Origin of the sequence: Nocardia sp. NPDC057455 (assembly GCF_042802775.1) — a bacterium.
GTDB lineage: Bacteria > Actinomycetota > Actinomycetes > Mycobacteriales > Mycobacteriaceae > Nocardia.
Genome location: NZ_JBHVDM010000026.1, coordinates 50,040 through 62,899 on the forward strand (window position 1 = coordinate 50,040; position 12,860 = coordinate 62,899).

The following is a 12,860-nucleotide window of genomic DNA, read 5'->3' on the forward strand; positions in this document are numbered from 1 at the left end:
TCACGAAATTCCGGACACGACGTCACGGCACAATGTATCTCAGCGCCAGCGCCGATCATCGGGGTGATCCTCGAAATCGTCCGGCCAGTCACTGGGGCCGACCACGGCTTCACCTGGTCGCGGCCGACGGGTGGGGGTCTGGGTGGGCGGCCATGTAGGGGCCGGTGAAGGGGTGGGCGCTTGCGGGGGTTCCGGAGTCCACTTCCAGATGAACTGCGGCGAGTTCTTCATCTCGGCGACCTCCGGTGGTACCGGGTGGGCGAGAATTTCGATGTCGCACCAACGGCATTCACCGCTACCGACGCGTTCTGCGTATGCCTTCAGCCCCGGAGACGCAGTATCCATCTCGGCGACCATCGAGATGAATTCCTCGGTCACCTCGGTGGGACTGTCGAAGAGTTCATCGATGTCTATGTTGGACAGTCGGACGGTGGCGGTGCGTAGATCGGCCACCGCCTCCATGACTTTCCGAGTGACCGCCTCCACCTCAGGGTCGATATCGGGCTCCCGCATGCTGCCCCATTGGGGTCTCGTCATGACGCGTTCTCCCACGGTGCGGTGCCGGACCCGGCGTCATACGACTGTGTGGGGCGGTCGACGGTGTCGCCGTAATGGGATATTTGTTCGATATCTTTGGCGAGAGCCGCCTTGCGGGTCGCGTCGTCAACTTTCTTGGTGACCGGTGCGATGGCCTCGTCCAACTTCTGTTTTCCTTTCTCCTTCAACTGGCCTACCGGATCCTTGATGATTTCGAGGAGCTTCTTGAAGGCGTCAGCGAGCTCTTTGATCTTGCCGACCACGTCGATGGCGGCTTTGATGAGAAGACCGATGTCAACGACCAGCTTGGCGATGCGGGCAGCTCCGAGGCCAGGGACGGCGGCGGACAATATGTTGGCGACCGACTTGAGAGCGCCCTTGATGTCGTCGAAATCGACATACTTGTTGAGCATGCCCCACAGCCCTTCGAGGATGGCTTTTATGCCATTTCTGATCTCATCGGAAACTGTGCCCGCACAATCGCTGACGATTCGGCCGACCGGGCCTTCCCATTTCATTGCCGCGACTTGCTCGGTCGCCCATCGGCTGAAGGATACGGAGGCTGCGCCGTCCCAATTCGGCTTGCCGCCAGTGCTACCGTCGATCCGCTTCAGTCCGGATTCCAGGTTCTTACCGCATGCCTCGAGCCCATTTCCGGCCGCCTTGTAAACCTCACCGAGTCTGCGGATCTCGGACCAGTTTCCCGGAATCGGCTCCAAGCATGTCACCAGCGGATCGTATTCGGTTCCTGCCGCGCGAGTGATGCTCTTGATGGACTCGTTCACATTGCCGAGTACCGGAAAGACTTCGGCGATAAGGCCGGCGAGTTCTTCTTTGTTCGCCGCCGGCGCTTCAAGTTTGAAGGACTCCGGCTTCGGATAGGCGGCAGCACCTTCGTATTGCGCAGTTACACCTATCTTTTCGACGCTGTCGCCTACCAGCAGATTCGACTCGGTATGTGCGTTCAGCGCGGCGTAGGACTTCTGATCCTGGCTGTGATACATCCAGGCGGCCTTATTGAGCTCGGCACTGGTGCCCAGGGTGGTATTCGCGAGCACTGCGTGGCGCTGCGCCATCCAGTCGGCCGCATCATTGATCGGGGTCACCAGTGTGTCTATGATCGGGCCGTGGAGCCAATCCGCCGCCTTCCCCTCCTTCGCCACGAAGCTGGACACCAACAGGGCGTCTCCAGCAATTGAGCTGACAAGATTACTCAGACCAGCGATTTCGCTGGGGTTCGCCGCGAATGTCTCGATCATCCGTATATTATCCTAACTTCATACTTCACCGCAGCAGAGCCGAACATTGTTGCTGAACTGCCGGACCCATTCAGGGGGGTCAATGCCGTCAACGGAGGCGCTAGTCGGTGCCGAGTGATTCGCTGAAGGTTTCGGCGATCTGTCGAATCTGGTCACATGGCGGCGGCACTGCGACCGGACCGGGGGGCGTAATAAGGCCAACGGTGAAAGTCCCGTCGGATGATTTGATCGACGCCCAGCAAGCGCTGTCGATCTGCGGAGTCCGGTACAGCACGGCCTCGCGCCCGCCGATGGGGTCGGAGTCGAATAAACTGTGGCCCGGGTTCTTCCGGATATCGTCGAGAGTCAAGTTGCTTGACGTCACCGACAACCCGCCGGTGAGATATTTCTCGCCATCCACGAGTGTCTCACGCCAGAATTGGCAGCCGATCTTGGTGAAAAGTGTGGAAACGCTCTCGGCTGTGTCTCTTTCGCGAGTCGCCGGGTCGAATCCGGCCCGGGTCACCAGGTCGTCGCCCACACTTAGACACGGGTCGAGCCGAATCTGTTCGGCACCGCTCTGCACCGGCGCCGGTGGAACGCTCACCTTCACGGACGGGGTCGCCCTGACAGCCGTCGCGGGCGCGGTCGTCGCTGAAATCGCCTTGGTTTCATCCTGATCGGTGGAACTATCGGTACAGGCGACCAGCGTCGCCGAGCTCACCACCAGGCAACCAGCGGCGAAGATTCTTCTTATCATCGAAACCCTGATCGTTGCGGTCGCCGATCTATCCCAGCGGGACCAGACGGTCACTAGTCATCCGTGATCATGGCAGATCGCAAGCGAGCGGAACCGATCGGGCCGATGCAAGCGCCGCGGCGTTGTCGACCAGGTTGCATGGACTGGGTTTTGCGGGTCCAGGAGGCTGATCCGCATGCTCGGAGTGAAGACGCCAGAGGCGTCGGCAAAGTGCGCGGCGACATCCTCGATAGTCGACCAGCCGGTGACCAGGGCCAGGGCCAATACGCTGTCCACCAACCCAGGACCTGCGCATCCACGGTCGTGACCTGATAGGAGCCTGCCGCCGACAACCGGCAGGTCCGCATCGTTGCTGCGTGCGATGCACGTGGTCGGTGAACTCGCAACGTCCCAACATCTGCCGCGAGCGGCACGGCCTCAGCCGCGGGCCATGTCCACGAAGCGCGACAAGTGCAATTGGTGGGCGACGGTGATCGTCGCGGTGGGGCCATTACGGTGCTTGCCGAGAATGAGATCCGCCTCACCGCCGCGCGGGTCGTCCCGCTCGAATGCGTCGGGACGATGCAGCAGGATGACCATATCCGCATCCTGTTCGAGGCTTCCCGACTCGCGGAGATCGGACACCATGGGGCGCTTATCGGTTCGCTGTTCGGGACCGCGGTTCAGCTGGCTGATCGCCACCACCGGCACTTCGAGTTCCTTGGCCAGTAGCTTCAGATTCCGGGAGAAATCCGAGACTTCCTGCTGGCGGGATTCGACTTTCTTACCGGAGGTCATCAGCTGAAGGTAGTCCACCACAACGAGTTTCAGATCGTGACGTTGCTTGAGCCGCCGCGCTTTGGCGCGGATCTCCATCATGGTCAGGTTCGGCGAGTCGTCCACGAACAGCGGTGCTTCGCTGATCTCACTCATCCGCCGCGCCAATTTGGTCCAGTCGTCATCGCTCATCCGCCCGGACCGCATATCCCCGAGCTTGATCTTCGCCTCCGCCGACAACAACCGCATGACGATTTCGGTCCGGCTCATCTCCAAGGAGAAGATCACGCTCGCCAAGCCATGCTTGATCGAGCAACTGCGCATGAAATCCATTCCCAGCGTGGAATTGTGCGTCGGGATCATCGAGTGTCCGGCCAGATACAAGTGATCGGCATTGTCCACCTCGACGCAGCGCACCGGCACGCTGTCGATCCGGCGCACGTCGACGATGAATCGCGAATTCGATCGCACGGTGCTGCGGCTCGCACGCCGTTCCTTCTGCAGCACGGCTTTCCGATACAGCCCGAAGACCTCGTCGTCGGTGGCGAAGGTGAGGGTGTACGCGGTCGACGATTCCTCGGAACGACCCGCGACCCGCTTCGTGGAGACATGGCAGCGGTAGCCGAGGCTGACGATCAGTTCGCGCACGTCGCGGATGAGCCGGGCATTTGTGACGCTGAACTGCACGGAGCCGCCGTGTGTCACGGTGCCGTCGGTGTCCAGCAGGCCAGCCAAGAGGGAACGACGCTGCTGTTCGGACGCTCGCAGGTAGTCGGTGGGGATGTGCTTGTTGCCTAGGACACCGAGTGCCCGGAGGCGTGCTTGCACGCTACCGACGGTGTTCCGGCATTTCTGGCACAGCCGCAGACCGATCGACCGGCCGCCGCAATTCGGGCAGCGCGGCGGCGGTACCGGAGCAGGATGGAACCGTGCTTTCCCGCCGCAGGACCGCCCGCAGGTGCGGACCTCGCTGGTGAAAGGAACGAATTCTTTTCCGCAGATCACGCACTCGCGAGCAGCGATCGGCTCGTCGGCAGGCAATCTGAGCTGGTATCGCAGCTGAGCCGATCGCGAGGGCACGGCGACGATCCCCTCGCCTTCGATTCGCGCGACGATCTCCGTGTCCGCGCAAGTGAGCTGGGCAGCGGCGGACGTTCCGCCGCCGAGCCAGGCACCCAGGGTGTATGGGGGCACGGGCAACGCGCGCAATGCCAATTGCAGTGGCCTGGTACTGGTGACCGAGTGGTTGAGCCTGCGATCGGCAGTATCGCACCGCAGCGTCTTCGCGATTTCCGCGGTCGTGCGCACTTCGGCGTGGGCCCCCTTCAATCGGCGGGATGCCCTGCTCTCGGTGAGCCATTGATGCTGTTCGTCCGCGACGATCACGGTGCCATCGGAGAATTCGACTTCGTAGCACGGGCGTCCGGTCAGGACGTCGGTGGCCGCGACGACGCGAGTGGGCAAGCCGTCGGCATCCAGCAATTCATCGCCGACCTGCACTCGGCCCATCGTGGTCCACCCGGTGGGCGTGGGCAGTGGAGTGTCCACTGCGAGCGCCTTACCCACGCCGGGCCTCGCCGCGACGATGATCATCTGGCCCGGGTGCAAGCCGTTGGTGACCTCGTCGAGTTCGGTGAAACCGGTGGGGACGCCGAGGGAGATGCCGCCGCGGCTGGCGATGGAGTCGATCTCGTCCATCGTCGGCTGGAGCAATTCCTCGAGGGGGAGGAAGTCTTCGCTGGTGCGGCGTTCGGTGACCTCGTAGACCTCGGCCTGTGCGCGGTCGACTACCTCGGCGATGTCCTGGCCGTCGGCGCCGGCGTAGCCGTACTGGACGATGCGGGTGCCCGCTTCGACGAGGCGGCGCAAAATGGCCTTCTCCGCGACGATTTCGGCGTAGTAGCTGGCGTTCGCCGCGGTCGGCACGGTCTGGGTGAGCGTGACCAGATAGGGCGCACCGCCGATGCGCTTGAGCTCGCCACGGCGGTCCAGGCCCGCGGCGACGGTCACCGGGTCGGCGGGTTCCCCGCGCCCGTAGAGATCGAGAATCGTGTCGTAGACGGCCTGATGGGCGGGACGGTAGAAATCGCCGGGCCGAATCACCTCGACGACGTCGGCGATGGCGTCTTTGCTCAACAGCATGCCGCCGAGCACCGATTGCTCGGCCGCCATGTCGTGCGGAGGCTGCCGGCCGAAGTCTTCGCCGGGAGGTTCGGGCGGGAAATCCCGGTGCCCGCGGTCATCGGTGGTCGTCACCAGACTCGACCGTCCTCTCTACCCCACGACCGGGTTCCACCCTGTCGACTCGTTTTACTCCCGGGCACCGACACGTTCGCTCGAGCCGTTGACCAGGGCTCCAGCTACCGCCACGGCACCCGTCCGTGCCCGCGATCGGGAGCGGTCCGCGTGCGGCGATGCGACGAACCTAGGCGACCCGGGGGGTGTGGACCAAACCCCGCTGTGCACACAGCTGTGGATAACTTGGGGAAAGTTCACCCAGCCGTGTGCAGCCCCTGTGTACAACTTGGGGAAAACCCAGGTCGGCGGGGTCAAACACGCAGATAGATATAGACTTCCGCGTTTTCCCAGGTGTGGATCAAAAAAGTACCGGCGTGTCGGCCGAGTTGAACAGCCGGGCGTGTTGGGTTAACAGCACGCGAGCCGCATATGACCTGAATCACATTGCGAGCGGTCGGTTTGACCGGTAATCCACAGGCGGGTGAGCGGGGCGCTCAGGAGGGTGACGTGTCGCCCCGATTGTCCCGAATGACGCCATCGATCATTCGGCAAATAATCAGCTAATAATCGAGCCCGGATGAGAGGGCACAGCCGAGGACCACTCCCTAGAAAGGGAGCGGTCCTCGACGTAGTGCTCGAATCAGGCGCCGGTGACCGTGAGGTCGAACTTCGCCACCACATCCGGGTGCAGGTGCACGGCGATGACGTGCTTGCCGGTCGACTTGATGTGCGCCTTCGGCAGCTCGATGCTGCGCTTGTCGACGACGGGGCCACCCGCCGCCTTGACGGCCGCCGCGACGTCCGACTGGGTCACCGAGCCGAACAGCTTGCCGGTGCCCGCGGTCTTCACCGCCAGCGAGACCGATTCCAAGCCCTCGATGGCCTGCTTCAGCTCGTTGGCATGGTCCAGGTCGCGGACCCGGCGGGCTTCCTGCGCCCGGCGGATGCCCTCGACCTGCTTCTGCGCGCCGCGGCTGGCCGCGATCGCCAGGCCGCGCGGCAGCAGGTAGTTGCGGCCGTAGCCGTCCTTGACCTCCACGGTATCGCCGGGGGCACCGAGGTTGTCCACATCAGCAGTCAGAATCAACTTCATTTGCGTGCCTCCCTTTCTCAGCGAGCCGTCGACACGTAAGGCAGCAGCGCCACCTCACGCGAATTCTTGACCGCAACCGCGATATCGCGCTGGTGCTGCACGCAGTTGCCGGTGACGCGGCGGGCGCGGATCTTGCCGCGGTCGCTGACGTACTTGCGCAGCAACGCCGTGTCCTTGTAATCGATGTTGACGGTTCCGGTCTTGCTCTCCTTGCAGAACGAGCAGGCCTTCTTCTTGAGCACCTTTTCGCGCGCGGGCGCTTTAGGCATGGTCTTGTACTCCGTAATCAGTGATGGCCCGGATTGGTGCGGGCCGTTGTGGCCGTTCTAGAACGGCGGTTCGTCATCCATGCGGCCGCCGCCCCCGAAGGAGCCGGCCGCGGGCGCACTGCCCCAAGGGTCGTCCTCGGCACCGCCGGAACGCCCACCGCTACTACCGGAGGAGGCGTAATTGCCACCGCCACCGCTGCCGGAGCCGGCCCCGAAGCCGCCGCCACCGCTGCCGCGGCTGGTCTTGTTGACCTTCGCGGTGGCGTAGCGCAGCGAGGGACCGACTTCATCGACCTCGAGTTCGACGACCGTGCGCTTCTCACCCTCGCGGGTTTCGTAGGAGCGCTGCTTGAGCCGTCCGCTCACGATGACACGGGAACCTCTGGTCAGGCTTTCGGCGACATTCTCCGCCGCCTCGCGCCAGATATTGCAGCGCAGGAACAGCGCTTCGCCGTCTTTCCATTCGTTCGAATTACGGTCGAACACACGGGGTGTCGACGCGACGGTGAAATTCGCCACCGCCGCTCCCGCCGGTGTGAATCGAAGCTCCGGGTCTGCCGTCAGATTGCCGATGACGGTGATGACCGTGTCGCCTGCCATGTGGTTCCTCCTGCTCGGTGTGCAGTCCGCGTCTCGCTGTTGCGCTAGAGCCTAGGCACAGGCTCTGACGCAAACGAGGGTTGCCGGACTACTTGTCGTGGCGCAGAACCTTGGTGCGCAGCACCGTCTCGTTGAGACCGAGCTGGCGGTCGAGCTCGCTCACGGTGGCAGGCTCGGCGGTCAGATCGACCACGGCGTAGATGCCCTCGGCTTGCTTGGCGATCTCGTAGGCGAGCCGGCGACGGCCCCAGATGTCGACTTTGTCGATCTTGCCGCCTTCGGTGCGAACGACACTGAGCAGGCTGTCCAGCGACGGACCAACAGTGCGCTCGTCCAGGCTTGGATCGAGGATGACCATCACTTCGTAATGACGCACGGACCAATCACCTCCTGTGGACTAGGAAACGGCCACGGACGGTCCGTGGCAGGAGGGTCGTTGCGTCAGCAACCCGAACAGGCTACATGAGCGGGGCGTGAGCAGTGAAATTGCCCCGGCGAGCCGCCCGGGCGAGCACGAACTCGGTCCGCATGTTCGCCTTCGTAGGGAGGGGATCGGCGGCACGGCCGGGACCGTCCGCTTAGGGTGGATCCATGCCGACCGCACTCGCCGCCAGCGACCTGCCCGCGGGTGGTGTGCGACGCCGCGCGGCGTTGGCCGTGGTGGTTGTGTTGCTCTGCGGTCTCGTCCTGGGGCTGGCGTACGCGAACAAGGCGCGCTGTGCGGGGGCGCCGTTCGACCGGGACGGGCGGAGCACGGTTTTCGACGTCATCAAGGATTCGGATGTCTGCTATTCGGACATCCAGTTCCTCTGGTTGGGCCGAGACATCAACGAGCACGTCTTTCCCTATGTGAGCGGCGGCATCACCGATGGCGGGGCCTTGGTCGGCGGCGCGGTGGAATATCCGGTGCTCAGCGGCGTGCTGATGTGGCTCGGCGCGGTCGGCGCGCACAACGACGCCGATTTCCTGCGGTACTCCGCGCTGCTGCTCGCGCCGTTCGCGCTGCTGACCGCGTGGATGCTGGCTCGCCTGGCCGGAAGCGCCGCCCTGCTCTGGGCGGCCGGACCGCCGCTGGTGCTCTATGCCTTCCACAACTGGGAACTCCCGGTGGTGTGCACGGCGGTGGGGGCCGTCTACGTGATGTCCGCTCCGACCCGGTACTCCGTGCGTACCAGGGGGATTCTGGCCGCGGTGCTGCTCGGCCTCGGGTTCTGCCTCAAGCTGTACCCGGGCATCTTCGTTCTTCCGCTGCTGGCGTACGTGCTGACCGGCGGTGTCGACCCGAAAGGTCGCGAGCGGGGACCGGACATCCGCGGCGCACTGCTCACCGCGGCCGCGGCGGTCGGCACCGTCGTTGCGGTGAACCTGCCGTTCGCGCTGGTGGGGTACGAGGGCTGGCGCGCATCGATCACCTTCCAGCAGCTGCGTCAGGCCGATATCACCACGAACTCGATCTGGTACTGGGGCCTCCGGCCGATGTTCGGTCCGGACGCGCGCAGCGAGACGGCGTTCCAGCACGCGGTCACCGTCGCCTCGCCTCTGCTGGTGCTCGCGGCGTTCGCGCTGGCGATGTGGCTCGGCTGGAAGCGTTATCTGACGATCGGCGTCTTCCCGTGGGTCGGGGTGAGCGGGGCGATGCTGTGTGGATTCCTGTTGTTCCACAAGGTTCATTCGCCGCAGTACACCTTGTGGCTGGTGCCGTTCCTGGTGCTGCTCGAGGTGCCTTGGTGGCTTATCGGCAGCTATCTGGTCGCCGACGCGGCGATCGGGATCGGGGTATTCCGCTACTTCTACTCGATGGGTGCGGGCACCTCGGTCGAGCAGATGGAGAACATCGTCCAATTCGGTGTGTGGGGGCGTGCGAGCCTGCTGGTCGTGCTGTTCTTCGTGTTCCTGTGGGCGTTGCCCCGTGGGTACCGTTCGGCGTCGCCCCCGGTGGCCCGATCCGACCCCCGCGATCTGGTCCCGGTGGTCTAAGGCCCACCGTGCCGGGCGCGAAAGGCGGCGCTTTTGGCGCGGTTGCCGCACAGCGTCATGTCGCACCAGCGACGCGAGCCGCCACGGGATGTGTCCACATACAGCCGGGTGCATGCGGGCCGGCCGCACTCTTTGATGAGCGCTCCGCTGCCCAATAGCTCGATCGCGGAACGGGCGATGGCGGCCGAAGCGGCATCCGCGTCACCGGAACGGACCACCGCGCCGTCGGCGCGCAGGGTGATCGAGGGCGGTGCTCCGGCGGCGAATTCGTTGATCGTGCGGAGGTCGGCGTCGTCGAACGCGCGTCCCTCGGCGGCGGCCAGGGCCGACCGGTAGGCCGCCTCGCGCAGGCGCACCGCTCGTGCGAGGGTGTCGGCGTCGCAGGGTGGGGGATCGTCGAGCAGACTCGCGGCGACGATCCAGTCGGCGAGCGCGGCGGGCGTGGTGAGGACGTCCTCGAATGTGCTCGAGCGGGCCTTGACGGTCCCGGCGAAGTCCAAGGCGAGATTGCCGCTCACGAAGGTGAACATGCCGTCAGGGTAACTGCCTTGACAGGTTAGTAGGACGGATGCCACGGTGATAACCGCCCAAGGTGGTTATTTCCCGGGAGGTCTCGTGCAGAGTCGATTCGCGACGGTGGCCGCGCAGCCGTTGTTCGTCTTGTTGTGGAGCAGTGCGTTCATCGCCGGTGTGATCGGGGTCGGCGCCGCTCCGCCGCTGCTGGTGCTGTTCGTGCGCTTCGCCGTCGCCGGAGCCCTGCTCATGGCGTACGCGCTCCTCGTGCGAGTCGCGTGGCCGCGCGGAAGTCAACTGCGGCACGTGCTGGTCGCCGGGTTGCTGATGCAGATGGTCCAGTTCGGCGCCTTCTACACGGCGATGGCCGAACACGTCTCGGCGGCGGTGATCGCGCTGGTGCAGGGCTTGAATCCAGTGTTCATCGCATTGTGCGCGGGACTGATCGGCGAAGTCGTCACACTGCGGCAGTGGTTCGGCTTCGGTATCGGCGGCATCGGGGTCACGCTGGCCGTGTTCGACCAATCCCACTTCTCCCTGACCGGATTGCTGTTGTGCGTGGTGGGGCTGCTCGGGCTGAGCCTCGGCACCGTGTACCAGAAGCGGTTCGTGCCCGCCGTCGATTCCAGGGCCGCCACGGCGCTGCACGTGGTGGTCAGTGCGCCGATCGCTGGAGTGCTGGCGTGGCTGTCGGGCCAGGTGCACGTGTCGGACGCGGGCCGATTCGCCGGGTCGCTCATCTGGATGGTGCTGGTGAACTCCATCGCCGCGTTCCTGCTGTTCAACGCCATGCTGCGACGGTGGGACGCGACCAGGGTGGGCAAGCTGTTCTTCGCGACGCCCGCCGTGACCGCGGTCCTGGCCTGGCTGCTGATCGATCAGCCGTTGCGGTTGCTGACGGTCGCCGGGCTCGGCATCGGCCTGGTCGGATTGGTGTTCGCCGCGCGAATGCCGACCGGGTCGGCGATCGTGGCGCGGCAGCCCGTGCCCGCCGCGCGGTGACCTACTTGCGCCCGGCCTGCCACTGCATGCCCCACCGATAGGCCTGGTCGAGCTCGCGCTGGGCGCCGTTGACGTAGTGCACTTCCCGGTGCACGGTGATCCCGGCCCCCTGGTTTTGCAGCAAGGCGATGGCGCACGAGCGCGCGCCGTCCACCGGAGAGTCGAGGCGGACCTCGATCTGCGGGCCGGATGTGGGGTAGAGCGTGACCACGCCGTCGGCGGCCGCCCAATTGGGTACGCCCTCGTAGATGAAGGCGAAGATCAGGATGCGCCGGAACAACTCGGGCCGGGCGAGGTCGATGTGCATGGTCTCGCCCGAGGTGGCCGAACCGCTGCGATCGTCGCCGTCGAGCCGGATGTAGGGCTCGGCCTCCAGCGTGCCGAAATTGTTCCCGATCGCCTGGACGACGCCTTTGGCGCCGGTGGACAGTTCGTAGAGGCAGCCGAGGTCCAAGTCGACGGGCTTGGACCGGCGGAAGAACCCCTTGGATCCGCTCGACCAGTTCAGGTTGACCCGCATGGTGCCCTGCTGTTCACCCGGCTTGGTCAGGTTGATGCTCGGTGTCGCCTTCGACAGGGTCACCTTGGACAGGTTGACGCCGCCGGGGTTGTCGTCGATCGCCATGGGCGCAATCCCCCCTCTGTGCAAACGAGAGCGGCAGCGGCCATCCGCCAGGGATGGGGCCGCTGCCGCAACGTGTCTTCGGCTGCTTGCCGGAGATCAGCCTACCGGCGTCGCTTCCCGTTCGCTGTCCGGTTCCTTCTCGTCCGCTCGGCCGTTGCGGACGAGACTGGTGATGAAGGCCGCGCCGATGAACGCGACGCCGATCATGCCGGTGATGAGTTCGTTGACGTGCACGCCGATCGAGACCAGCAGGATGGCCGCGAGCGCGCCGATCGCCCAGTGCGCGCCGTGCTCCAGGTAGACGTACTCGGCGAGGGTGCCCTTGCGGACGAGGTACACCGTGATCGACCGGACGAACATGGCGCCGATCAGGCCGAGGCCGAGCGCGATGATGATCGGGTCGGAGGTGATGGCGAACGCGCCGATGACGCCGTCGAAGGAGAACGACGCGTCGAGCACCTCCAGGTAGAGGAACAGGAAGAAGCCCGCCTTACCGGTGGCCTTGACCAGCTCGGAGGGGCCGCCTTCGGTGTGCTCCTCGGTGTGGAACATGGAGCCGAGGCCGTCCACCGCGATGTAGGTGATCATGCCGAGCAGGCCTGCCACCAGGACGGTCGAGCGGTGCGCCTCGTCGGCGAGGTACTCCGCGGTGAGGATCAAGCCCGTGCCGGCCACCACTACGGAGAGCATGTCCAACTTGCCCGCCTTGGCCAGCGGCCGCTCCAGCCAGCTCAGCCAGGTGATGTCGCGCTCCTCGAAAATGAAGTTGAGGAACAGCAGCGCCAGGAACATACCGCCGAAGGCCGCGATCTGCGGGTGCGCGTCGGTGAGCAGTTTCTCGTAGCTCGGGCTGCCGTCCGGGAAGGTCAGGGCGTCGCCCGGGGGCGGGTTGAGGGCCAGGTCGAAGGCTTCGACCGGATTCAATCCCGCCGTGATCCACACGATGGCCAGCGGGAAGACCAGCCGCATGCCGAAGACGGCGATCAGCACACCGATGGTCAGAAAGATCCGCTGCCAGAACGCGCTCATCCGCTCCAGCACCGTGGCGTTGATCACGGCGTTGTCGAAGGACAGCGACACCTCGAGGATGCCGAGGATCGCGGCGAGCGCGAGGGCGGTCGGCCCGCCGTACAACACCGCCACGACCAGGGAGATCACCGTGACGACGAGGGACATGCCGAATATGCGCAGGACCACGCTGGGACCTTTCGTAAGTGAAGACTTGGCGGCGAGGGTTGCTACCAGCGTGGCT

The 12,860-nt window shown here is 64.9% G+C and carries 13 protein-coding genes; 2 read left to right on the plus strand and 11 right to left on the minus strand.

Annotation, left to right across the window (positions count from 1 at the left end):
* Positions 1-39 precede the first annotated feature (39 nt).
* The 8 genes from ACFU5M_RS13525 to rpsF form a co-directional block, all read right to left on the minus strand.
* Positions 40-537 (minus strand): hypothetical protein, encoded by a 498-nt coding sequence (locus ACFU5M_RS13525; RefSeq protein ID WP_379048628.1) that lies wholly within the window; start codon positions 535-537, stop codon positions 40-42.
* The gene (locus tag ACFU5M_RS13530; RefSeq protein ID WP_379048630.1) at positions 534-1,796 is read right to left on the minus strand and encodes a hypothetical protein; all 1,263 of its coding nucleotides are present in this window, start codon (positions 1,794-1,796) and stop codon (positions 534-536) included. The genes ACFU5M_RS13525 and ACFU5M_RS13530 overlap by 4 nt, the downstream gene beginning before the upstream one ends.
* 100 nt (positions 1,797-1,896) lie before the next feature.
* A complete protein-coding gene (locus ACFU5M_RS13535; protein WP_379048632.1) occupies positions 1,897-2,589 on the minus strand; it encodes a DUF3558 domain-containing protein in 693 nt (230 codons plus the stop codon).
* 363 nt (positions 2,590-2,952) lie between these two features.
* Entirely contained in the window at positions 2,953-5,547 is a 2,595-nt protein-coding gene (dnaB, locus tag ACFU5M_RS13540) for a replicative DNA helicase (protein WP_379048634.1), read from the minus strand.
* A 622-nt stretch (positions 5,548-6,169) separates the two neighbouring features.
* The gene (rplI, locus tag ACFU5M_RS13545) at positions 6,170-6,622 is read right to left on the minus strand and encodes a 50S ribosomal protein L9 (RefSeq protein WP_379048636.1); all 453 of its coding nucleotides are present in this window, start codon (positions 6,620-6,622) and stop codon (positions 6,170-6,172) included.
* A 17-nt stretch (positions 6,623-6,639) separates the two neighbouring features.
* On the minus strand, positions 6,640-6,891 hold the full coding sequence (rpsR, locus tag ACFU5M_RS13550; RefSeq protein ID WP_043734341.1) for a 30S ribosomal protein S18: 252 nt from the start codon (positions 6,889-6,891) through the stop codon (positions 6,640-6,642).
* Positions 6,892-6,948: 57 nt separating this feature from the next.
* Positions 6,949-7,491 carry a single-stranded DNA-binding protein gene (locus tag ACFU5M_RS13555; protein ID WP_379048639.1) on the minus strand — a complete coding sequence of 181 codons (543 nt, stop codon included), beginning with the start codon at positions 7,489-7,491 and terminating at the stop codon, positions 6,949-6,951.
* An 88-nt stretch (positions 7,492-7,579) separates the two neighbouring features.
* Positions 7,580-7,867 (minus strand): 30S ribosomal protein S6, encoded by a 288-nt coding sequence (gene rpsF, locus ACFU5M_RS13560; protein ID WP_379048641.1) that lies wholly within the window; start codon positions 7,865-7,867, stop codon positions 7,580-7,582.
* A gap of 215 nt (positions 7,868-8,082) precedes the next feature.
* Between rpsF and ACFU5M_RS13565 the strand changes: the two genes are divergently transcribed.
* On the plus strand, positions 8,083-9,468 hold the full coding sequence (locus tag ACFU5M_RS13565) for a hypothetical protein (RefSeq protein ID WP_379048643.1): 1,386 nt from the start codon (positions 8,083-8,085) through the stop codon (positions 9,466-9,468).
* Here the strand turns inward: ACFU5M_RS13565 and ACFU5M_RS13570 are convergent.
* Positions 9,465-9,998, minus strand: a complete 534-nt coding sequence (locus ACFU5M_RS13570; protein ID WP_379048645.1) for a CGNR zinc finger domain-containing protein — start codon at positions 9,996-9,998, stop codon at positions 9,465-9,467. The genes ACFU5M_RS13565 and ACFU5M_RS13570 overlap by 4 nt on opposite strands.
* Positions 9,999-10,083: 85 nt before the next feature.
* Between ACFU5M_RS13570 and ACFU5M_RS13575 the strand changes: the two genes are divergently transcribed.
* Positions 10,084-10,983 carry a DMT family transporter gene (locus ACFU5M_RS13575; protein WP_379048647.1) on the plus strand — a complete coding sequence of 300 codons (900 nt, stop codon included), beginning with the start codon at positions 10,084-10,086 and terminating at the stop codon, positions 10,981-10,983.
* Between the two features lies 1 nt (position 10,984).
* Here ACFU5M_RS13575 and ACFU5M_RS13580 read toward each other — a convergent pair whose 3' ends face one another.
* A complete protein-coding gene (locus ACFU5M_RS13580) occupies positions 10,985-11,608 on the minus strand; it encodes a Tellurium resistance (protein WP_379048649.1) in 624 nt (207 codons plus the stop codon).
* 96 nt (positions 11,609-11,704) lie between these two features.
* On the minus strand, positions 11,705-12,805 hold the full coding sequence (locus ACFU5M_RS13585) for a DUF475 domain-containing protein (protein ID WP_379048651.1): 1,101 nt from the start codon (positions 12,803-12,805) through the stop codon (positions 11,705-11,707).
* Positions 12,806-12,860: the final 55 nt, after the last annotated feature.

Bases quoted from the DNA above. Each gene is read 5' to 3' on its own strand.
- ACFU5M_RS13525 (WP_379048628.1), bottom strand. From the start codon at position 537: ATGACGAGACCCCAATGGGGCAGCATGCGGGAGCCCGATATCGACCCT.
- ACFU5M_RS13570 (WP_379048645.1), bottom strand. From the start codon at position 9,998: ATGTTCACCTTCGTGAGCGGCAATCTCGCCTTGGACTTCGCCGGGACC.
- ACFU5M_RS13580 (WP_379048649.1), bottom strand. From the start codon at position 11,608: ATGGCGATCGACGACAACCCCGGCGGCGTCAACCTGTCCAAGGTGACC.
- ACFU5M_RS13555 (WP_379048639.1), bottom strand. From the start codon at position 7,491: ATGGCAGGCGACACGGTCATCACCGTCATCGGCAATCTGACGGCAGAC.
- ACFU5M_RS13530 (WP_379048630.1), bottom strand. From the start codon at position 1,796: ATGATCGAGACATTCGCGGCGAACCCCAGCGAAATCGCTGGTCTGAGT.
- rpsR (WP_043734341.1), bottom strand. From the start codon at position 6,891: ATGCCTAAAGCGCCCGCGCGCGAAAAGGTGCTCAAGAAGAAGGCCTGC.
- rplI (WP_379048636.1), bottom strand. From the start codon at position 6,622: ATGAAGTTGATTCTGACTGCTGATGTGGACAACCTCGGTGCCCCCGGC.
- ACFU5M_RS13565 (WP_379048643.1), top strand. From the start codon at position 8,083: ATGCCGACCGCACTCGCCGCCAGCGACCTGCCCGCGGGTGGTGTGCGA.